Genomic DNA, 22096 nt, shown 5'->3' on the forward strand with positions numbered 1-22096 from the left:
ATTAGCATTATCTATAAATTTTACTTAATTATAACATAAAATTAGTTATAAAAAATATAACTTTTTTACATATAACAAAAATTATTAATATAAGCTTTGTTTTAGGTGAATATTGATTTTTAGTTAGTCCTTAAGACTTATTTAAAAATAAATTCTGCTTTAAAACATAGCCTTAAAATAAAGTATTTGTAGCTAATGATAAAGTAAATGGAGGAAAACTATGAATAACAAGAAAACTCTTAAGAGAAAAAGAAGGAGATTAATTATAGTATTAATTATAATAATATTAATTGCCACTTCTTTAGCTTTCTGGAAGGATATAATGTATAGTTATTATGTAATGAGAGCAAATAATTCTAACATTGAAAGTGAACAATTAGAGTATTATAATAAAGCCTTAAGTTTTAAATATACAAATGCTGTATTAGATGACATATATGATAGTTTAGAAGGTAATGATAAAGTAAGTGATGAAATTTCAAAAGTAAGTAACCTTAAAGAGAAAGATAAAAATAATATAATAATCAAGGTATATCAGGATAAAGCCGAAGAGGCCTTTTCAATGGAAAAATACAATGAATGTGCTTATTATTTGAGACAAGCAGAGAATAATGGGTATAATATAAAAGAGTACAAAAATTATAATGAGTTAAAACAAGCTTTAGAAGAAAGTGGACAAGACACTTTAGCTAGTGAATATAGAAGCGGAAATTCTAAAGATGCTTGTTTTAAAGATGATTCAAAATATAATCAATTAGTTGGTTATATAATCCCAGATAGTTATAGTAGAAAACTTACTAAAGATGAATTAGAAAAATATGATTATGATACATTGGGATTAATTAAAGCGGAAATTCTAGCAAGACATGGTTTTGTTTTTACTGATGATAAGTATAAAAATTATTTTGAGAATAAGGATTGGTATTCAAAGGATGTAACATTTAAGGGGACAAATGCTGAAATCAATGAATATGAGAGATATAACATAGGATTAATAAAAGAAATACAGGATGAAAAATCAAAAAACTAAAAGATATACAATTTAGATAAGCGAGGGATAAAGATGAAAAGATTCCTTATATTGGGGATGATAGGTGTTTTAGTTACAGGTGTAGCTATAGTAGGGATAGAAGAGTTTGAACATAAGAAAGTAAAAAAATTAGAATCTAAAGTTTTTGAAGCTAAAACATATATTAATCGTGATGATTTAGGTAATGCTGAAATTATGGTTAATATAATAAAAGAAGAGAATGATAAGTTAAAAAATAAAAATATTGAAGCAGAAGTAATAAATATAGAAAATAGTATTGAAATGAGTAAGGGATTTAACACTTATAGTTCTAAACCTAAGAAAAACTTAGAAAATTTAAGTGAAGAAGAAAAAAATGTAGAACTGCTTAATCTTTATTTAGAGAATAATGAAGTTGATCCAGATGTGCGTAGTATTGGGAGTGCAGGAAAAGAGTATTATATACAATTTAAAAAGGCCAAAAATCTTCCATATGATAAAGAGAGAGAATTCAATAATCAAAAAGGATATATTTTAAAACCAATAAAGTTAACAAAAAGATTTTTCGAAGATACATGTTTAATATTTGATGCTGAAAGACCTTATTATATAAATAATAATATTTATTATAAGTTTACTGAAATACCTGTAAGTAGTTATTTTGGCGATGGAAATGAATCAACGTGGTATTTTGCAGACTTAAACTTTAATATAATAAGTAAAGAAAATCTAAAGTTCTATATGGATAATAGAGAGGTTTTAGATAGCAATAAGCTGATCTTAGAAGATTATGATTTGACTAACTATATAGAAGATGAGTTTTTATATTAATAAAAATAGGTTAAATATACCAATTGTCAATATTTTGAAAAAAGATATTGACAAAATTCTTTGAAAACGTTATTATATAGATAAGATAATCATTTAAGATTTAGTGTGGTAGGATTGATAAAAGCCTAAATTAAATGCATGGCTCGATGCATTTAGTTTAGGCTTTTTGTTATTTTATTTATTTAAGTGTACATCCATTTGAGGATATGGAATGCTTATCTTTTCTTCATCAAATCTTAACTTAACTTGTTCTAATAAATCAAAATAGATTGTCCAATAATCTTCTTGCTTGGCCCAAACTCTAACTGTGAAATTAATAGAGCTTGCAGCATGTTGACTTATACCGACAAAGGCTTCAGGTGTTTTTAGTATTAAATCATTTTTATTTATAATATCCCAAAGAACATTTTTCACTTTAATGATATCATCATCATAGCCGACGCCAAATACTAAATCAACTCTTCTAGTATCCTTAGCTGAATAGTTAATAAGACTTCCATTAGCCAGTGTACCATTAGGAATTAATATTTCTTTATTATCTGGGGTTGCTAAATGTGTATAGAAAACAGTTATTTTTTCAACTGTTCCTGAGTAACCAACAGCTTCTATAAAATCACCAACCCTAAATGGTCTTAATAAAAGGATTATTACTCCACCAGCAAAGTTAGATAAACTTCCTTGTAGGGCAAGTCCAACTGCTAAACCAGCAGAAGCTATAAGAGCTGCTAAACCAGCTATATCAAATCCAACATAACTCATTAAAGTTATAACTAAAAGAATTTTTAGAGATATATCAGTAAAAGCCTCCATAAATGATGTTAATGTAGCATCTACATTTCTTTGTCTAAGTATGTTAGCTAAAATTTTAATTACCTTATTAATAAGTTTCCAACCAGTGTAAAGTAAGATTAAACTAATTAATAATTTAAATCCATTAGTTGTAATCCAAGTCAAAAGTTTTTCATACATTTGAGTAGCATTAAAACTCATCATTAAACCTCCTATTTATCATTACTTTTTATCAAAGCAAATATATTATAAATATTCTTTGAATAAATAGCAACTAAAAACAATAATTGTTCATAAAAAGTGAATAGCATTTATGGAAAAATCTGAATAGAAATTTTAATATTGATATATATATGAATTAGGTAGAGAGTAAATGATAAACTTATAAAATATAAAGAAAATATGATTATAAATTTAAAAAATAGGGAAGTATACAAAGTGAAAAGACCTCATAAAGACCGATATTTTACGGGCAAAATTATCGGTGAAATGGCATTACTAGGGGAAGAGCTATGGTTTAACCATAGCTCTTATTGTTTATAAAAAAATAAGCTAGATAAATCTAGCTTATTTTAAAGGATTTGTTTTGTTGAATATAATTGATTATATAAATGTTTAGTTTTTTAAATTACCAAATTTTATAAAATCTATTTCGTTAGAAATTGCTATGTTATATATATAAGAATTAGCAACTTCATTTATGAATTTTTCTTTCATTTGATCATCTAATTCAATATTGTTAAGTGTATTATGATAATTCATAACAAAATTTTTCATTTCTGGGCCATCATTAAGCTTATCATATTTATAATAATTTAATCTTGCTTCATCTACGTTATATAGAGTTTTCATGATTCCATACATTGTTCTTCCACCAAATAAATCAGCAAGATATCTAGTGTAAGCATGAGCAACTAAAAGTTCAGGAGAAGTTTCACCTAATTCATTTATTTTATCTACATAAGCTTTTGTAGAAGCTATAGGTTTAATAGTATTTAATCTTTCTCCTAAGAAGTATGATATGTCTTTATGTATTGCGCTAGCACGATAAATTTCAGGAATTACAAAGTTTTTAACAACTTTATTTTCTTTGTTTTTTTCTAAATTAGCTTCAAGTGCTTTATATACCTCGTAAAGATTATAAAGATATTCACCATAGCTTTCTGTAGAAGCCTTACCTTCTAATAATCTTTTTAAGAAACCTGTTTTTTCAGCTACAGTATGTAAATCGTTACTATTAGTTTTTATATCCATCATGAATGAATTCATAAATATCACCTCGTAAATTTTATTAAAGGCTCCTATAAGATATTAGGTAAAACTTAATAGGTTATAGCAACCTTCTTTATGCTTTTAATATACTCTTTAGGGGTAGTGGTATCAAATATATTGTTTTGCGAATTATGTTCATAAGATAATAATTTTTATAAAATTTAATAATAAAATATATATTTCTTTGAAATTTATACTAACAATTATTTAAAAATAATTGTTATTAACAAAAATGATATGATTTTAATAAAAAATATAAAGATTAAAATGATAATACTAAATTATTAAAGTATAAGTTTTTATAAAAAGTTTATTAAATGTAAATTAGGTTTAGTATAATATTTATAATAAATAAAATAGTAACAAATTTTTAAGTTTAGACTTTGTTTTAGGTAAATACTGATTTAAAACATAGTCAAGATTAAATAATATAAAAATTAAGAGTGTTAGGAGAGAGTCGGTATGAGAATACTTCACACTGCTGATTGGCATTTAGGAAAGAACTTAGAAGGATTAAGTCGTATGGATGAACAAGAACAATTTCTAGAGGACTTTGTCCATATAGTAAAAGATAATAATATAGATTTAGTTATTATAGCGGGAGATGTATATGATTCTAGTAATCCACCTGCTAGAGCAGAAAAAATGTTTTATGATACTTTAAAGAAAATTTCAGCTAATGGAGAAAGAATGACCTTAGTTATATCAGGAAATCATGATAATCCAGAGAGATTAGTTGCTGCAGGACCATTAGCTAGAGAACATGGAATTATAATGGTTGGTACTCCTAAAAGTGTAGTTGAAGTTGGTGAATACGGAAATAATAAAATTTTAAGTTCTGGGGAAGGTTTTATTGAATTTGATATAGCTGGAGAGAAAGCTGTAGTATTAACTGTTCCATATCCAAGCGAAAAAAGATTAAATGAAGTTTTATATGGAGCAATGGATGAAACTGAGGAAAGAGTAAAGAGCTATAGTGATAGAATAAGAACTTTATTTGACTCTCTTAAGGGAAATTTTAAGGAGGATACAATAAATTTAGTAGTATCCCACCTTTTTGCAACAGGAGCGGAAAATACTGGTTCAGAGAGGAATATAGAGCTTGGTGGAAGTTTCATAGTTGATAAGGAATGTTTTCCAAAGGAAGCTCAGTATGTGGCTTTAGGACATATACACAAGCCTATGGTTTTACCAGGAACTGATAAAAAAATAAGATATGCAGGCTCTCCACTTCAGTATAACAAGAAAGAAATAAGCTTTGAAAAAAAGTGTTTTGTTGTGGATGTTAAAGCTGGCGAAGATGCTAAAATAGATGAAATAAAGTTTAAAGTGTATAAGCCTATAGAGGTTTGGAAATGTAATAGTATTGATGAAGCTATTGAAAAATGTGAGGAGAATAAAGAGAGAGAATGTTGGGTTTACTTAGAAATAAAGACAGATAGATATATACGAGAAGACGAAATAAAAATTATGAAGAAGCTTAAGTCTGACATTATTGAGATAATTCCTAAAATAACATTAGATGAAGAGGAAGTAGATGAAATAAACTTCTCAGAAAAGTCTTTTGAGGAACTATTTACTGATTTTTATGAAAAAGAAAGAGGGGTCAAGCCTCAGAATGATTTATTAGAACTATTACTTAATATAGTTAAAGAGGAAGGGGATGAAGAGAGTGAAACCAATTAAGCTTCAGGTTAAGGGATTAAACAGTTTTATAGATAAGCAGGTTGTTGATTTTCAAAAGCTAACAGAGAGAGGGCTTTTTGGTATTTTTGGACCAACTGGAAGTGGTAAATCTACTATTTTAGATGGTATAACCCTTGCTTTATATGGCGATATTTCTAGAAAAAGTTCAAATTATATAAACACTAACTGTGATAGTGTTTATGTAAGTTATGAATTTCAAATAACAGGTAAAGAAATAAAAAGATATAGGGTAGATAGAGAGTTTAAAAGAGATAATAAAAGTGGAGGAATAAGAAATAAAAGTTCCAAAATAATAGATATAACAGGTGAAGAGGAAGAAGTCTTAGAGGACAAGGCAAAAGCTGTTACTTCTAAATGTGAGGAAATCATAGGATTAAAGCTAGATGACTTTATGAGAACTGTAGTTTTACCTCAAGGAAAGTTTAGTGAATTCCTTAAATTAGAGGGAAAAGAAAGAAGAAATATGCTTGAGAGATTATTTAATCTTAGAAAATATGGAGATGATCTTTCTAGCAAGCTTAGTTTAGAAATAAGAAAAGAAAAGGATAAGATGAATGTCTTAGAAGGACAACTAAAAGGATATGAAGGAATTAGTGAAGAAGCTTTAAAGGAAAAAGAAGAAGAAATAAATGAGATTAACTTAAGTATTAAAAGTAAAGAAGAATTACTAAATAAGATAAAAAAAGAATTTGAGGAGTTAGAAAAAGTTTGGAATACTCAAAAAGAACTTTATGATAAGAAAATTGAGGAAGAAAATTTAGTAAGTAGAAGTGATGAAATAAAAATTTCCAAAGAAAAAGTTGAGGTTGCAAATAAAGCTGAGAAGGTAATAGTATTTATAGATAATTTTGAAGAGATTCTAAAGGAAATAAGTAAAGGTGAATTAAAATTTAGTGAGTTAAATAAGAAATTAGAGGAACTTGCAAAATTAAGAGAAGAAAACAATTTGAAATTTGAAGAGGTATCTAAAAGGAAGGAAGAGAAGTTACCTAATTTAAGATTAAAAAAAGAAAAGTTATTAGAGAGTGAAAGAGAAAGAGGTATTCTTTTTCAAATAAAATCTGATGGAGTTAAGTTAAAAGAAGCTTGTAAGAAAATTTTTGATGAGAGAAATAAGTGTGATCTTAAATTAAATGATATAGAAGAAAATGAAAAGAGATTAAATCAAGAATTAAAAGCAAAAGAAGAAAGAAAAGAAGAGCTTTTTGTTGATGAAGAAGTTAAAAATAAAATAAATGGTGGACTATTTATTTTAAATTCTTATGAAAACTTATCTAAACAATTTAGAGAAGTAAAAAATGAAGAGAATGAATTAAAGAAATATATAAAAGAACTTACAGAAGAGAAAAAAAAGGCAGAGTATGATTTAAAGGAGAAACTAGAGGTTTTAAATAAGACAAGTGATGATTTAGATAAACTTTTAAAGGAATCTCCAGGAGATAGTAATTATATTTTGGAAAAACAAATAAGGCTTGGAGAATATAGAGAAAAACTTAATAAATATAGAGAAATGAAAAAGTCTCTAGAAGAGTCCTTAAAGATAAAAAATAATTTTGAAGATAAACTTAAAGAATTTGAAAATCAAAAATCATTATTAGAAAAGGAAGTAAAAGAACTTAGAGATTATATAAATAAGGTTGAGATTGAAGAATTAGCTCATAAACTTAGAGAAAGTTTAGTAGATGGAGAATGTTGTCCAGTGTGTGGATCAACACATCATGAACTTAATAATGTTGAAAAAATCAATCTAGGGTTATCAAATGAAAAAAGAACCTTATTAGAAAGTAAGGAAGAAGTACTAAAAGAACTTACTTTGGAATTCTCTAAAATAGAAGCTACTTTAGAATATGAAAATAAGAAAATTAATGAATTAAATAACACCATTAAAGAAATAGGAGAACTTAAAGAAGAAACCTTAAAAGAGTTAGAAGAAGAGTTTAATACTTTAAAAATAGAAGTAGATGATTTTAAGGTTAAGAAAGAAAGCTTAGAAAAAGATTTAGAAAAATTAAAAGAAGAAAAAAATAATTTAGAAAATATCTTTAATAAAGCAGAAGTTCTTTTATGTGAAAAAATAGTTAGAGAGAAGGAATTAGCTTCAAAGGTAAAAGAATTAGATAAGGAATTAAAGCTAAAAATTTCTGAATTAGATGTTATAAAAGATGAACTTAAAATTGAAGATATTAAGCTAGAAAATGAGTTAATATCTAAAAAAGATAAAGAAAAAAGTTTATTAGAGAAAGAGATTAAGAATATAAGAACTCAATTAGATGAATCAAATAAGCTAAAGGATGAATTAAGAGAAAAAAGAGATAAATTAAAAGATGATTATTTAGAGCAAAAATCCTTGTTAGATGGTAAGGTACAAGTTTATAGAGAAAAAGAAAGAATGATTAAAGAAGCTTTAAATGATTTAATTGATGACTCCATGTCTATTGAAAAAATAGATATTAAAGGCTTATTAAAGGGTGTACAGTTAGAAATTGAGGATATAGAAAAATCTTATTTAAGATTAAGTGAAGAAAAAGAAAAGTTAGAGAAATCATTTATTGATATGAGCCAAGAGGTAGCCGTTATCAAAGAAGGGTTGAACTCATTAAATCTAAGAAAAGAAAGTGAAGAGAAAAAAGTAAATAAATCTTTAGAAGAAGAAGGATTCAAAACAATATTAGAGGTTAAAGAAAGTATTTTATCTAAGGATGAAAAAGAAAAGTTAAAAGTGCTTATTGAAGACTACGATAAGAACTTAATTAAAGTAAGAGCAAATATAGAATTATTAATAAAAAAATTAGATGGAAAGAGTTTAACTGAAGAAGAGTGGATAAAAGTTCTTGAGGAAAAAAATAAGAATGAAAAAGAATTGAAAGAAGTACAAGAATTAAAAGTTAGACTTACTACTGAAATGGAATCCATAAAGAAAAAACTTGAGGAGCAGAAGGATATACTTGAAATTAAAGCTAAGCAAGAACATAAGCTAGCACTTTTAAGTGATTTAGAAAAATTATTTAAAGGAAAGAAATTTGTAGAGTTTATCGCAGCAAATCAGCTAAAGTATATATCAATAGAGGCATCTAAAAAGCTTAAGGATATAACTAATGGCGTTTATGGATTAGAGGTTGATGAAAATGGAAAATTCATAATAAGAGATTATAAAAATGGAGGAGCAGAAAGAGATTCCTCAACTCTATCAGGGGGAGAAACTTTCTTAGCTTCCTTAGCATTAGCATTATCACTTTCATCACAAATACAGTTAAAAGGAACAGCACCTTTAGAATTATTCTTCTTAGATGAGGGCTTTGGAACATTAGATGATAATCTTTTAGATGTGGTTATGAGTTCACTAGAAAGACTGCATAATGAAAGATTATCTGTAGGTATAATAAGCCACGTTGAATCCATAAAAAATAGAGTCCCAGTTAAGTTAATACTAACACCAGCAGAAGCAGGAATAGGTGGAAGTAAAGTTAAAATAGAAAGAAGTTAAAAGATAAAATTTATTGTTAATAATAAATATATAATTTTATATTATTTACTAATACACAGTTTAATATTGTTGGAAATTTATAATTTCTAACAATATTTTAATGTTAATGGAAACCACTTATTATAAAAGTATTTTCAAGTTAGTTTTAGTGGTTAAGTAAAAAATATTTTGGTAAGTTGGTAACAAAAAGATTTTTTAAAATATTTTTGTAAATTTTTTTTGTTTACGGTTGAAATCAATTTAATTAGAATATAAAATTTATTGTAAGATTGGTATTTAAACGTTTTAGATTAATTAAATTGAGGTTAGGAGAATGATATAAATGAAAATACTTATAATAAATTGCGGAAGTTCATCATTAAAATATAAATTAATTGATATGGTCAATGAAAAGGATATCATAAGCGGTATAGTTGAAAGAATAGGACTTGACCAAGCTAGGTTAGTTCAAAAAAATGAAATGGGCGAAAAATATATAGTAGAAAAAGAAATAAAAGATCATAAAGATGCTATAGATATAGTACTAAGTACTTTAACAGATTCAAAGGTCGGAGTTATTAAGTCTGTTGATGAAATTATGGCAGTAGGTCATAGAGTGGTTCATGGTGGAGAAAAATATTCTTCTTCAGTAATTGTAGATGAAGATGTTATAGAGTATTTAAATGAATGTAGCAAACTAGCACCACTACATAATCCAGCAAATATAATTGGAATAAGAGCATGTCAAAGTCTTATGCCAAATAAAAAAATGGTAGTTGTATTTGATACAGCCTTTCATGGAACATTACCAGAAAAAGCATATATCTATGCTATAGATTACAATTTATATAAAAAACATAAAATTAGAAAATATGGATTCCATGGAACTTCACATAAATATGTAGCTAATAAAGTTTCAGAAGCAATGGGAAAAGATATAAAAGATTTAAAAATAATCAGCTGTCACCTAGGAAATGGAGCTAGTATATCAGCAATTAAAGGTGGACAATGTATAGATACAACTATGGGATTTACTCCACTTGCAGGGATTCCAATGGGTACTAGATCAGGGAACATAGATCCATCAATAATCCCATTTTTAATCGAAGAGTGTGGATATATAATAGAAGAAGTTTCTGAATCTCTAAATAAAAAATCAGGAGTTCTAGGAATTTCAGGCGTTAGTTCAGATTTTAGAGATATAGAAAATGCAGCTTTAGAAGGAGATAAGAGAGCACAATTAGCACTAGATATATTCCACTATAGAATAAGAGCTGAAATAGGTTCATTTATAGTAAATATGGGTGGAGTAGATGTAATAGTATTTACTGCTGGTGTAGGTGAAAATTCTCCAGAAACTAGAGAAGAATGTTTGAAAAACTTAGAATTTTTAGGACTAGCTGTAGATAGAGAAAAAAATAAAGTTAGAGGAAAGCTTGCAGAAATATCAACTATTGATTCAAAAATTAAAGCCTATGTTGTTCCAACTAATGAGGAATTAATGATAGCTAAGGAAACTGTGGAGCTAATAAAGGAATAACTTCTATTGGTGAAAATAAAAAATTAATACAGAAGTTATGACTAATAAATTATTGCATATTAATTTAAAAGTGCATTATATATAAATATTTTAAAATGTCATATTGAGATTAAAAAGGTTTGTAAACTTGGGTAAGAGTTTACAAACCTTTTTTATATAATGAATCTCTATATTTTAAAGGGGTTTGATTAGTAAATTTTTTAAATACGGTACAATAGTAGCTTTGGTTACTGAATCCTACCTTATGTGCAATATCTAAAAGTGATAAATCAAAGTTTTTAAGTAATTCTTTACTTTTTTCAATTCTATAATTATTTAAAAAATTTATAAATGTTTGACCAGTTTCATTTTTAAATATACTACAGAAGTATCCCTTATTTATTTTGAATTCTGAGCAAAGAGAATCTATATTAAAATCTTTTGAATAGTTTTTTTCTATAAAATCTATAGCTCTACACACATAAGGAGAATATGAAACTGAGGAGTTAGCCTTAAGTTTTTCCTCTAAGATTATTTTTAACAAGGAATTATAGTACTTAAGACAATTTTTAGTCTTCAAAGGTATTTTATAGAGTTCTAAATCGTCATTAGAATTTTTTAAGTCTTCTTTTAGATATAAAGGTCCTATTATAAAGATTAAGTTTTTATCGATTAATTTATGATTAAATAATGAGTAAAAAGATATATTATTCTCAAATGTAATAAGTAAGGAGTCATTATGATTATGTTTTAAATAGGAACGATCAAATTTACTATTTAAATTTAGATCATTAAATATATAATCATAAAAAGATGAGTAGCCCACTTCAGAAATAATATTCATATTATTATCTACCACTCTTATTGGCACTTCACAGCAATTATAAAAATCTACAAGAGCTGATTTTATAAAAATCACAAAAAATCCTCCTTTTTAAAATTAATATATTAAAAAAAATCCTAATATAGAGAAAAACAATTATAAAAATCTATGATAATATAAGTATATTAACATTAATGATAATCATTTTCAATAGAAAAAGAAGATCAAAAGGGGGATTAACTTTGGGTAGAAAGAAAATTAACAAAATTTTAGGATATGCACTTGTAACATCTATGTTAGTTGGTGCAGGAGCGGATACAGTGTATGCAGCTACAAATATGAATGATAGAAATAATACTGCAATTGTTCAGTCAGAAGGACTTAGAGATGGAATATACGAAGCTAATAACATAACTTCATATGTTGAAGAAGGAAATTCAACTGGTGAAAATATGGCAAGAAATGCTGTGAAAGATAAAACAAAATTTAAAATTGAAAATGGGAAAACACTAATGACTGTGTATTTCAATAGCAATTTATATGGTTTTATGAATAACATTGAAGTTAGTGCTGGGGGAGAAAATTTAAAATTAGAAGAAAATAAAGATGATAAATCAATAACATTTGAAGTACCATCACCTGATACTAAGGTAAAAATAGGGGTGTTTATAACAATAATGGGGAGAAAGGTTGAACTGTTCCTAGTTAATGATATGAATACTGTTAGCTTATTAGATGAGGCACCTACTATAAATAATGCTAAGGATATTAATGTTACTCAAGGAGATGCTATTGATTTATTATCTGGAGTTATTGGAATAGATAAGGAAGATTCAAATCTAAAAGTTGAAATAAGTGGAGATACATCATTTATAAAAGATGGAAAAGCAGAAATTCCAGGGGTATATCCTATAACATATAGAGTTACAGATTCAGCTGGTCAATTTGATGAAAAAACAGTGAAAGTTACAGTAAATAAAAAAGCAATCTTAGAAGATGGTAGTTATACTCTTAAAAATACAGTTCAATATGTTGGACAAGGAAATGTAGATACAGGAAATTCTATGGCTAGAAAAGTGCTATCAGAAGATTCAAGAATTGATATATCAAAGGGAAAAAATACAGTTACATTAACTTTTAATAGCAATTTATATGATTTTCTAAAAAACTTTAATGTAACTGTTAATGGAGAAAAAGTAGAGACAGAGACAAATAAAGAAGATAGAACAATAAAATTTAATATACCTGATTTAAATTCAGATATTATTGTATCTACATTAGTCAGCATGATGGAAAAAGAAGTTAGTTTCAAAACTATTTTAAATTATGATACAGCTAAGAAGTTAGATGATAATTCAGAAGAAAATAACAAACCTGGTGCTGGAGAAAATGAAAATATTCCTGGTGGAAATGAGAATAGTGAAAATCAGGGTGGCTCAGGAAACAATGGAAATGTAAATGAAGATAAAGAAAATGGAAGTGAAGAAAATACAGGTGGCATAGTAGATGCAAATCAATTAAAGAATGGTATCTACAATATAAAAAATGATGTTTCATATATTGGAGATGGAAATCAAGAGATAGGAAATGATATGGCAAGAAAGGCCCTATCTAAGAATAGTAAATTAGAGGTGAAAGACGATAAAAAGATTCTTACATTAAAGTTTAATGAAGAACAGTTTGGATTCTTTAAGGATTTTAGAATAACTGTGAATGGTAAAGATGTGGTAGCAACACCAAATGAGGGTGATAGAACAATGACTTTTGAAATACCAAATCTTGATGCAGACATAATTGTTACAGCCTTTGTAAGCATAATGGGTAGAGATGTAAGTTTTAAAACAATACTTAATAAAGGAACTTTAGAGTTAGTTAGTGGGGAAGATAAACCTGCTATAGAAGAAGAGAATAAATTGGAAAATGATAGCACAAGCTCTTCTAACAATGCAAACTCAACTAACAAAGAAAATAGTATTACAGTTACAGAAAATAAAGTTAAGAAGGGTAAATTATACACAATAGAAAATAAAGTTGTTCATGAAAGTCAAACTGGAGTTGATATGGCAAGAAAATATTTAAATAAGATATCTGACTTAGAAGAAATTGATGGAAAGAACTACTTAACATTAACATTCACAGGCCAAGAGTTTATGAAAGATCATAAGATAACTGTTAATGGTAAAGATGCCAATTATAAAGTTGTATCTAAAAATGGAGATTCAATTAAGTTAAGATTTGAAATACCTAATTTAGATGCAGATATTAGAGTGAGTTTATATGTAATACCAATGGGTAGAAACGTTGATTTTAAAGTTGAACTTTTAAAAGATACTAAGAAGTTTGTAAAAGACTTTACTGTATCAACATTACCACAAACTGGTTCAGTAGTAGGGGGAAACTCAGTTGCATTATTAGGAATGGCAATGATGGGAGCTTCTATGTTTATTAAAAAAAGAGAAGAATAAGGGAAGTTTAGTTTGAGAGGATCTCCTCTCAAACTATTTTTAAGCGAATGGAGGAGAAATTAGATGAGGCTTTTAAAATCTGTTTTATTAGGAATGCTAACAGTGATTATTTCTTTAACAGGAGGTTGGGGAAATAGTAATGTTTTAGCAAATGGAGAATTAGAAAATGGAATTTATGAGGTTAAAAATGATGTTTACCATGATTCAGGTATAGGAATGTCAATGGCCAGAAGTTATTTGAATGAGAGTATGCAACTTAAAATTTTAGGGGATGAAACGGAATATACCATAGGTTTTTCAGGAACAGAATATATGGAAAACTTCAGAGTTTTAGTAGATGGTAATGAGGGGAATGCTGAAGTTGTTGAGGAAAACAAAGAGAATGGAACTATAAAGCTTAAAGTTAAGGTGCCTAATAAAGATTCAGAGCTAGAAGCAAAAATATATGTAGGACCTATGGAAAGAGATGTTCAGTTTAAGGTGATTCCAAAGTTTGATACCTTAACTCTTGTTGAAAAATTAGAAGCGCCTAAAGTAGAAAACAATGAAAGTAGTAATGAAAATGCTTCTGATAAGACCAATAAAGATGAAAAAACTATAAGTACAGCAACAAGTGTAGAAAAAAATAAAAATATTGGGATTTATATTGGAGGCGGAATAGTAGTAGTCGCTGTAGTAGCTGGCTTAGTCATAGCTAAAAGGAAGAAGTAATATGAGAAATAAACTAGCTAAAGGGTTATTTGTTTTAGGACTAGTTCTAGTTTCTACTGTTCTTATAGGAAAATTTTATAGAAGCAATGTTGAGAAAAAAACTTTAAAAGACTTTGAGGTAAAGTTTAATTATTCAGAAGAAGAGAAAAAAAATGCTTTAGAAGAAATAAAAAATGGAGAGGGAATGGCCTTAATAGATATAGAAAAAATAGATGTGCATACAGTTATTGCTGAAGGTAGTACTTTAGATGTTTTAGAAAACAACATAGGTCATTTTGAAAACACTGCTATGCCAGGGGAAGAAGGAAACTTCAGCATTGCAGGACACAGAAATACAATAAACAATGAGGTTTTTAGAAATATAGACAAGCTTAAAAATGGAGACAAAATAAAGATTACAACTTTAACTAATGTATTTCAGTATGAGGTTAATGATATTTTTATTACTTCTCCTAGTGATATTGATGTTTTAAATCAGGATCTAAATGAAAAAGTGATAACTATAGTTACATGTACAAATAGAGGAAAAGATAGATACATAGTTAAGGGAAAATTAATAGATTAGTGGAGGGAAAATAGTGTTTTTAAAAAAGGGGATAGCTTTAGGGTTAGTATGTTTTTTAGGATTTGGAATTATTGGGTGTTCAAATAATTCTGAAGAATTAAAAACAAGTTTAAATAAAGAAAATGGAGAAGAGGTTGTTGTAGCCACTTCCGTTGCGGTAACAGAAATATTAGATGAATTAGGAGTAAAGATTAGTGGAGTTCCAACTAGTTCCTATGAGTTACCTGAAAATACTAAGGGAGCTGTGCAAGTTGGTAATCCAATGAATCCAGATTTAGAAATAATAAAATCTTTAAATCCAGATGTTGTAGTATCTGTAGATACCTTAGGAGAAGATTATAAAAAACTATTTACTGATAACAATATACCTAGTGAATTTATAGATTTAACTACATTAGAAGGATTAAAAACAAGTATATCAACTTTAGGTGAAAGATTCAATAAAACAGAAAAAGCAAATGAAATATTAAATGAGCTTAAAGTTAAGGAAGATGAGTTTTCAAATTTATCTAAAGAAGAAAAAAAGGATGTTTTATTAGTATTTGCAGCACCAGGAAGTATGATGATTGCTACTCCTTCATCGTATATAGGAAACTTAGTTGAGAAGGTTGGCGGAAATAATATAGTTAAAGATGATAAAGGGCCATTTGTTTCATATAGCAATGAGGAAATAGTAAAGTTAAATCCAGATATGGTATTGGTTATGACTCATGGAATGCCTGAACAAGCTAAGAAAATGGCTGAGGAAAAATTTGCTTCAGATCCAGCATGGAGCAGAATTGAAGCTGTTAAAGAAGGAAAGGTCTATTACTTAGAAAATGGATACTTTGGTATGAGTGCAAACCTAAAGGTAATAGAAGCTTTAGATAAGTTAGGTGAAATAATATATGGTGAAAAATAATAAGTTAAAAAGCTTATATATAGGATTAGCAATAATAATAGTTTTCGGGTTAATGCTTATTTCTTTAAAGTTGGGAAGTATTGATATAAGTTTTAGTGAATTAATAACAGGTCTTTTAAGTGGAGAAACTCAAGGAAATATAGGAATAATAAAAGATTTAAGGATGCCTAGAGTAATTATAGCAGCTTTAGTTGGAGGAAATCTTGCCTTAGCAGGGGTATTGCTTCAAGCAGTAATAAGAAATCCGTTAGCAGATCCTCAAGTAACAGGAATATCTTCTGGAGCATGCTTAGTATCTTTAGTATTTATAATATTTATGCCAACTTCAGGAGCAATAAGACCAATAGTAGGTTTCTTTGGAGGACTTGTTTCATGCATAGTTGTGTATTTAATGGCTTATAAAAAAGAGTTAGATACTATGAGAATTGTACTTGCAGGGGCTGCTATAAATGCCCTTTTAGTAGGATTATCACAAATATTAACCATAGGGAGTGGGCCTAGTGCAGGAAATATACAATCTTGGATAAGTGGAAGTTTAGCTGCCACTTCATGGGATGAGGTTAAAATTTTATTTGTTTATTCAATAATAGGAATGGGATTTGCATTGGTTTTAGCTAAGTCATGTAATGTTATAGTTTTAGGAAATAAAAATGCAAAAAGTTTAGGGTTTAATTCAGATTTACAAATGATTTTAATAACAGTGGTAGCTGTATTTTTAGGAAGTGTGTCAACAGCCATTGTTGGTATTATTTCCTTTGTTGGATTAGTTGTACCACATATTTGTAGAATATTAATTGGCTCTGATCATAGATACTTGATTCCTTTTTCAATATTTGTTGGAGGAGCATTAGTCTTACTTGCAGATACAATAGGAAGAATGTTAGTAAAACCATATGAAATACCTGCAGGAATAATTATGGCAGTTATTGGAGCACCATTCTTCTTATACCTACTAAGAAGGAGTGATATGTAGATGATTAGAGGAGAGAAATTATCATTCAATTACAGGGGAGAAAAAAATATCATTAATGATTTAAATATATATATAAAAGAGGGAGAGATAACCACTATTATTGGGCCGAATGGAAGTGGAAAGTCAACTTTGTTAAGTTTATTATGTGCTTTAAATAAAAGTAAAACAGGGTATGTTTATTTAGACAATTTAAATATGAACAATCTTAAATATAAGGATATAGCAAAGGTATTAGCCACTGTTCATCAACAAAATAGTGTGCCTAAAGATATAAAGGTTGAGGAGCTTGTTGCTTATGGCAGATATCCTCACAAAGGATATTTTAAGAGTAGTAATAATGAAGATAAAAATATAATTCAATGGGCTTTAGAGTGTACAGGACTTAATGAATTAAAACATAAGGGAGTTATGAATTTATCAGGAGGAGAAAGGCAAAGAGCATTTATATCAATGGCTTTGGCTCAAAAACCTAAAATTTTATTTTTAGATGAGCCAACAACTTATTTAGATATTTTTCATCAAATAGAGATATTAGAGATTGTAAAAAAATTAAATAAGGAGAATGGTTTAACTGTGATTATGGTTTTACATGATATAAATCAAGCAATTAAATATAGTCATAATATTGTTGTCATGAAAGATGGAGAAATTGTAAAAGAGGGAAAAGCAGAGAATGTAATAGATGAAAATTTATTAAAAGAAGTTTATAAGGTTCATGGTGTTATTAACAAATGTAATGAAACTGGAGAGGTTTATTTTATACCAAAAACTATTTGTTAGGTGAATTTATAAACTTTAGAAAGATGGTGTAAGAATTATGATGATAGACAAGAGACTTTTAAACTTGTGTAAGGAATCTAAGAAATACATAGGTTTAACTGTTTTAATGAATTGGATTTCTGTAATTTGTAATCTGATGACAATAATAGTTATTGGATTTAGTATTCAGGAATTTTTTAGCTTAGGAAATATTGAAAATTTAAATAAAAAAATATTAATTTTAATTGGACTTTTAGGAATAAGATTTTGTGTGAACTTATTAAGTGGACACTTCTCATATAAATCTTCGGAGATGGTTAAGGTTACTCTTAGAGATAAGATATATGAGAAGCTTTTAAAGCTTGGAATGAGATATGATAAGGTAGATTCTACATCATCAATTGTTCAAATGGCTGTTGAAGGGGTAGAGGCTCTAGAGGTTTATTTTAGTAAATACTTACCTCAGTTAATATATTCTATTTTAGCTCCTTTGACTTTATTTTGTGCTTTAGCATTTATTTCATTTAAGGCAGCTTTAGTATTTATACTTTGCTTACCGTTAATACCAATCTCAATAATATTAATAATGAAAATAGCAAAGAAAATATTAAAGGATTATTGGGGACAGTATTCAGATTTAGGAAATACATTTTTAGAAAATCTTCAAGGGCTTACAACATTAAAGGTTTTTGATGTTGATAATGAAAGACATGAACTTATGAATGAAGAAGCTGAAAGCTTTAGAAAAATAACAATGAAAGTTTTAAGTATGCAGTTAAACTCAATTAATGTTATGGATTTAATAGCTTTTGGGGGAGCCGCTCTTGGAAGTATAGTAGCTTTATTACAATTTAGAGCTGGAACAGTAAGCCTTGGAGGAATGATAGTAATTTTATTAATATCAGCAGAGTTTTTCATACCTCTTAGATTATTAGGATCATATTTCCATATTGCTATGAATGGAATAGCGGCTGCAGATAGAATTTTTAGGGTTTTAGAAGCTGATGAAAGCAAGATTTCATCAAATAATAACCTTAATGAAATATCAAATATATCTCTTGAGAGTGTAAGTTTTTCTTATGATGGCAAAAGAGAGGTTTTAAAGGATATATCCTTATCAATAAGCAAAGGGGAATATGTAGCAATAATTGGTGAAAGTGGAAGTGGAAAAAGTACTATAGCTTCACTAATCTTAAATAACTATAAGGCATCAAAAGGAAAAATAACTTTAAATGGAGCTGATATAAATAATATAGATTTTGCTGGTCTTTATAATAGAGTATCAATAATATCAACTAATAGTTATATATTTAATGGAACAATAAAGGATAACTTATTAATAGCTAAGAATGATGCAACTTTAGAGGAAATAAATTATGCCTTAGAAAAAGCCAATCTTTTAGACTTTGTAAATTCTAAAAAGGAAAAATTAGATTTAGAAGTTGGTGAAGGTGGATCAAAGCTTTCAGGAGGACAAAAGCAAAGACTTGCTTTAGCTAGAACTATATTAGCTAATAGAGAAGTAATAATATTTGATGAAGCAACTTCAAATATTGATGTTGAAAGTGAAAATATGATTTGGAAATCTATAAATGAAATAGCAAAAGAGAAAACAGTAATAGTTATATCTCATAGATTAGCTAACGTTAAAAATGCAGATAGAATCTATATGTTAGATAAGGGAAGTTTAGTTGAAGAAGGAAGCCATAAAGATCTTATGGAAAGAAGAAATAAATATTATGGCATGGTAAATTATCAAAATGAATTAGAAATAGGAGGTGTTATATAAATGAGAAAATCAGGTTTTTCAATAATGAAAAGGCTTATAGTAGAGCTTAAACCTCTTGCTCCTGTAATGTTCATAACAGTATTTATGGGAGTTTTAGGATTTTTAGCAGCTATAGGAATAACTGTCTTTGGGAGTGTAGCAATATCAAGCTTAATAGATAGTACTATAAGTTTTTCATTTAAAACAGCTCTTATTTTAATGATAGTACTTGGAATATTAAGAGGACCTTTAAGATATGGAGAACAGCTAAGTGGTCATTATATAGCCTTTAAAATATTGGTTATATTAAGAGATAAAGTATTTTCTGCCCTTAGAAAACTGGCACCAGCTAAGCTGGAAAGTATGGAGAAGGGAAATCTAATCTCAATGATAACTTCTGACATTGAACTTTTAGAAGTATTTTATGCACATACTATAGCGCCAATAAGTATAGCAATTATAACTAACTCTATAATGGGATTAATATTATTAAGTATAAACGTAAAGGTAGGGATAGTTGGAATAATTGGTTATATATTAATAGGTTTTGGCGTTCCTTATATTAGTAGTAGCTTTGGAAAAGAAGCTGGTGTTCAATATAGAGAAGCATTTGGAAAAACAAATTCTTATATTCTAGATTCTCTTAGAGGTATTAAAGAAGTTTTAATTTTTAATAATGGTACTGAAAGAAGAGATAACATAAAAAAATTATCTGAAGGATTAAATGAAAAGCAAAAGGTTATAAAAAAGCATGAAGGAATAATAAGAGCTTTTAGTGATTTAATCATAATGTTAACGATACTTATAGCTTTATATGTTTCTTACTTAGAGGTTTTAAAAGGAACTATGACAATAGGTCAATTAATAATTATGGTTACCTTAATAGCATCTTCCTTTGGTCCTGTGGTTGCTTTAAGTAATTTATCTAACAATCTTCTTTTAACTTTTGCATCAGCTCAAAGAATTTTTAACATATTAGACGAAAAGCCTTCTGTAGAAGAAGTTTTAGGTGAAGGTATGAAAGTTAAAAACAAAATATGCTATAAGAATGTTTCTTTTGCATACATGGGAAAAGAAAATGTATTAAAAGATATAAATATAGATATAAACTTAGGAGACAAAATTGCTGTAATTGGAGAAAGTGGAACTGGAAAGAGTACCTTTGTAAAATTACTTATGAGATTTTGGGATGTTACAAAAGGAGAAATTAACCTAGGAAGCAAAAATGTAAAAGATATTCAGACAAAAGAGTTAAGAAAGAAAATGTCCTTAATGGGTCAAGAAACAAGCCTATTTAATATGAGTATTGAGGACAATATCAAAATAGGAAAGCTAAATGCAACTTTAGATGAGGTAAAAGAAGCAGCTAAGAAAGCAGGAATACATGAGTTTATAGAGACTTTAGAGGATGGATATAAAACAAAGGTAGGAGAATTAGGTGGCAACTTATCTTCAGGAGAAAAACAAAGAATTGGACTAGCTAGAGTTTTCCTAAGAGAAAGTGAAATTGTAATTTTAGATGAGCCTACAAGTAATTTAGATACTTTAAATGAGGGAATAATCCTTAAGTCTATAAGAACACACTTAAAAAATAAAACTCTTATCCTTATAACTCACAGAAAGTCTACAACTAGGGTATGTGAAAAAGTATTTAGAATTAACAAGGGTAATTTAATTCAATGTGAAGAGGTGAAACATGAGCTTGCTTAGAATATTTTATGTGGTTTTAGGGTTTCTTTCATTAGGATTAGGGATAGTAGGAATAATACTACCAATATTACCTACTACACCATTTTTATTATTAACAGCCTTTTGTTTTGTTAAAGGGTCAGATAAATTTGATAGATGGTTTAAGGGAACAAGTATATACAAAAAGCACTTAGAAAGCTTTGAAAAAAATAGAGCTATGACTTTAAAAACAAAGGTAAGTATATTACTTATGGCTGACATAATGCTTTTATTTCCACTAATATTATCAAATAGTATTCATTTAAAAATATTTATAGTAGTACTAATGATCTTTAAATTCTATTATTTTATATTTAGAATTAAAACAGTAAAAGTGGGTGAAGTTTTTGAACAGAATAGATAAAGAAAAAGAGATAATAACATTGATGATAAAACTTTATTGTAAGAAAAAACATGGTAGTCAAAATGGAGAACTGTGTGCTGAATGTAGAGAGTTAGAGGAATATGCTCATAAAAGGTTAAGTTATTGTAAGTTTGGAAATGAAAAAAGTTCTTGTAAAAAGTGTCCTATTCATTGTTACAAGAAAGATATGAGAGAAAAGGTTAAAGAGGTAATGAAGTTTTCAGGACCTAGAATACTCTTATATAACCCCAAGGAATATATAAGACACATATTTAAATAAATTTATAAAAAGCTATGCAAAGGTTAAAATATTTGCATAGCTTTTTTGTTAGGCTTTGTTTAAGGTGAATATTGATTATTAGCTAGCCTTTAAGAACTAGCTGATAATCAACACTATTTTAAAACACAGCCTTTTAGTATTACTAATTTATTTTAATAAGGGAAATTTA

Annotated in this window: 18 protein-coding genes; 15 read left to right on the forward strand and 3 right to left on the reverse strand. The window is 27.7% G+C overall.

Features of this window, described 5'->3' with window-relative positions:
* Positions 1–220: 220 nt before the first annotated feature.
* A complete protein-coding gene (locus AC2A4K_RS01430) occupies positions 221–1030 on the forward strand; it encodes a YARHG domain-containing protein (protein ID WP_322505331.1) in 810 nt (269 codons plus the stop codon).
* A 33-nt stretch (positions 1031–1063) separates the two neighbouring features.
* On the forward strand, positions 1064–1840 hold the full coding sequence (locus tag AC2A4K_RS01435) for a hypothetical protein (protein ID WP_322505330.1): 777 nt from the start codon (positions 1064–1066) through the stop codon (positions 1838–1840).
* 174 nt (positions 1841–2014) lie between these two features.
* On the opposite strand, the gene AC2A4K_RS01440 is transcribed toward AC2A4K_RS01435, so the two are convergent.
* Together AC2A4K_RS01440 and AC2A4K_RS01445 are read right to left on the reverse strand one after the other, a co-directional pair.
* Positions 2015–2830, reverse strand: a complete 816-nt coding sequence (locus AC2A4K_RS01440) for a mechanosensitive ion channel family protein (RefSeq protein ID WP_322505348.1) — start codon at positions 2828–2830, stop codon at positions 2015–2017.
* A 414-nt stretch (positions 2831–3244) separates the two neighbouring features.
* Positions 3245–3898, reverse strand: a complete 654-nt coding sequence (locus tag AC2A4K_RS01445; RefSeq protein WP_322505329.1) for a biliverdin-producing heme oxygenase — start codon at positions 3896–3898, stop codon at positions 3245–3247.
* 465 nt (positions 3899–4363) lie between these two features.
* On the opposite strand from AC2A4K_RS01445, the gene AC2A4K_RS01450 reads away from it, so the two are divergent.
* The 3 genes from AC2A4K_RS01450 to AC2A4K_RS01460 all read left to right on the forward strand — a co-directional run bounded on the left by AC2A4K_RS01450 (position 4364) and on the right by AC2A4K_RS01460 (position 10611).
* The gene (locus AC2A4K_RS01450) at positions 4364–5587 is read left to right on the forward strand and encodes an exonuclease SbcCD subunit D (RefSeq protein WP_322505328.1); all 1224 of its coding nucleotides are present in this window, start codon (positions 4364–4366) and stop codon (positions 5585–5587) included.
* A complete protein-coding gene (locus AC2A4K_RS01455; RefSeq protein WP_322505327.1) occupies positions 5574–9092 on the forward strand; it encodes an AAA family ATPase in 3519 nt (1172 codons plus the stop codon). The genes AC2A4K_RS01450 and AC2A4K_RS01455 overlap by 14 nt, the downstream gene beginning before the upstream one ends.
* Before the next feature lie 322 nt (positions 9093–9414).
* Positions 9415–10611, forward strand: a complete 1197-nt coding sequence (locus AC2A4K_RS01460; protein WP_322505326.1) for an acetate kinase — start codon at positions 9415–9417, stop codon at positions 10609–10611.
* Between the two features lie 139 nt (positions 10612–10750).
* On the opposite strand, the gene AC2A4K_RS01465 is transcribed toward AC2A4K_RS01460, so the two are convergent.
* A complete protein-coding gene (locus tag AC2A4K_RS01465) occupies positions 10751–11509 on the reverse strand; it encodes a helix-turn-helix domain-containing protein (protein ID WP_322505325.1) in 759 nt (252 codons plus the stop codon).
* 146 nt (positions 11510–11655) lie between these two features.
* On the opposite strand from AC2A4K_RS01465, the gene AC2A4K_RS01470 reads away from it, so the two are divergent.
* From AC2A4K_RS01470 to AC2A4K_RS01515, 10 genes are all read left to right on the forward strand, one after another.
* On the forward strand, positions 11656–13878 hold the full coding sequence (locus AC2A4K_RS01470) for an NEAT domain-containing protein (RefSeq protein WP_322505324.1): 2223 nt from the start codon (positions 11656–11658) through the stop codon (positions 13876–13878).
* A gap of 63 nt (positions 13879–13941) precedes the next feature.
* Positions 13942–14589, forward strand: a complete 648-nt coding sequence (locus tag AC2A4K_RS01475) for an NEAT domain-containing protein (RefSeq protein ID WP_322505323.1) — start codon at positions 13942–13944, stop codon at positions 14587–14589.
* Position 14590: 1 nt separating this feature from the next.
* Positions 14591–15154, forward strand: coding sequence for a class D sortase (locus AC2A4K_RS01480; protein WP_322505322.1), 564 nt, complete (start codon positions 14591–14593; stop codon positions 15152–15154).
* 13 nt (positions 15155–15167) lie between these two features.
* A complete protein-coding gene (gene isdE, locus AC2A4K_RS01485) occupies positions 15168–16055 on the forward strand; it encodes a heme ABC transporter substrate-binding protein IsdE (RefSeq protein WP_322505321.1) in 888 nt (295 codons plus the stop codon).
* Positions 16042–17028: a FecCD family ABC transporter permease gene (locus tag AC2A4K_RS01490; RefSeq protein WP_322505320.1), complete on the forward strand. Its 987-nt coding sequence runs from the start codon at positions 16042–16044 to the stop codon at positions 17026–17028. The genes isdE and AC2A4K_RS01490 overlap by 14 nt, the downstream gene beginning before the upstream one ends.
* Entirely contained in the window at positions 17029–17808 is a 780-nt protein-coding gene (locus AC2A4K_RS01495) for an ABC transporter ATP-binding protein (RefSeq protein ID WP_322505319.1), read from the forward strand.
* Between the two features lie 40 nt (positions 17809–17848).
* Positions 17849–19576, forward strand: a complete 1728-nt coding sequence (locus tag AC2A4K_RS01500; protein WP_322505347.1) for an ABC transporter ATP-binding protein/permease — start codon at positions 17849–17851, stop codon at positions 19574–19576.
* Positions 19577–21265: an ABC transporter ATP-binding protein gene (locus AC2A4K_RS01505; protein ID WP_322505318.1), complete on the forward strand. Its 1689-nt coding sequence runs from the start codon at positions 19577–19579 to the stop codon at positions 21263–21265.
* Positions 21252–21647: a YbaN family protein gene (locus AC2A4K_RS01510; protein ID WP_322505317.1), complete on the forward strand. Its 396-nt coding sequence runs from the start codon at positions 21252–21254 to the stop codon at positions 21645–21647. Before AC2A4K_RS01505 ends, AC2A4K_RS01510 begins: the two co-directional genes overlap by 14 nt.
* Positions 21631–21927 (forward strand): nitrous oxide-stimulated promoter family protein, encoded by a 297-nt coding sequence (locus tag AC2A4K_RS01515; RefSeq protein WP_322505316.1) that lies wholly within the window; start codon positions 21631–21633, stop codon positions 21925–21927. The genes AC2A4K_RS01510 and AC2A4K_RS01515 overlap by 17 nt, the downstream gene beginning before the upstream one ends.
* Positions 21928–22096: the final 169 nt, after the last annotated feature.

The sequence above is a fragment of the Clostridium sp. LIBA-8841 genome (assembly GCF_057782475.1).

Excerpts from the sequence above, each read along its gene's own strand:
- AC2A4K_RS01430 (WP_322505331.1), top strand. The coding sequence starts at position 221 with ATGAATAACAAGAAAACTCTTAAGAGAAAAAGAAGGAGATTAATTATA.
- AC2A4K_RS01435 (WP_322505330.1), top strand. The coding sequence starts at position 1,064 with ATGAAAAGATTCCTTATATTGGGGATGATAGGTGTTTTAGTTACAGGT.
- AC2A4K_RS01440 (WP_322505348.1), bottom strand. The coding sequence starts at position 2,830 with ATGAGTTTTAATGCTACTCAAATGTATGAAAAACTTTTGACTTGGATT.
- AC2A4K_RS01445 (WP_322505329.1), bottom strand. The coding sequence starts at position 3,898 with ATGAATTCATTCATGATGGATATAAAAACTAATAGTAACGATTTACAT.
- AC2A4K_RS01450 (WP_322505328.1), top strand. The coding sequence starts at position 4,364 with ATGAGAATACTTCACACTGCTGATTGGCATTTAGGAAAGAACTTAGAA.
- AC2A4K_RS01460 (WP_322505326.1), top strand. The coding sequence starts at position 9,415 with ATGAAAATACTTATAATAAATTGCGGAAGTTCATCATTAAAATATAAA.
- AC2A4K_RS01475 (WP_322505323.1), top strand. The coding sequence starts at position 13,942 with ATGAGGCTTTTAAAATCTGTTTTATTAGGAATGCTAACAGTGATTATT.
- AC2A4K_RS01480 (WP_322505322.1), top strand. The coding sequence starts at position 14,591 with ATGAGAAATAAACTAGCTAAAGGGTTATTTGTTTTAGGACTAGTTCTA.
- AC2A4K_RS01490 (WP_322505320.1), top strand. The coding sequence starts at position 16,042 with ATGGTGAAAAATAATAAGTTAAAAAGCTTATATATAGGATTAGCAATA.
- AC2A4K_RS01495 (WP_322505319.1), top strand. The coding sequence starts at position 17,029 with ATGATTAGAGGAGAGAAATTATCATTCAATTACAGGGGAGAAAAAAAT.
- AC2A4K_RS01500 (WP_322505347.1), top strand. The coding sequence starts at position 17,849 with ATGATAGACAAGAGACTTTTAAACTTGTGTAAGGAATCTAAGAAATAC.
- AC2A4K_RS01505 (WP_322505318.1), top strand. The coding sequence starts at position 19,577 with ATGAGAAAATCAGGTTTTTCAATAATGAAAAGGCTTATAGTAGAGCTT.
- AC2A4K_RS01510 (WP_322505317.1), top strand. The coding sequence starts at position 21,252 with ATGAGCTTGCTTAGAATATTTTATGTGGTTTTAGGGTTTCTTTCATTA.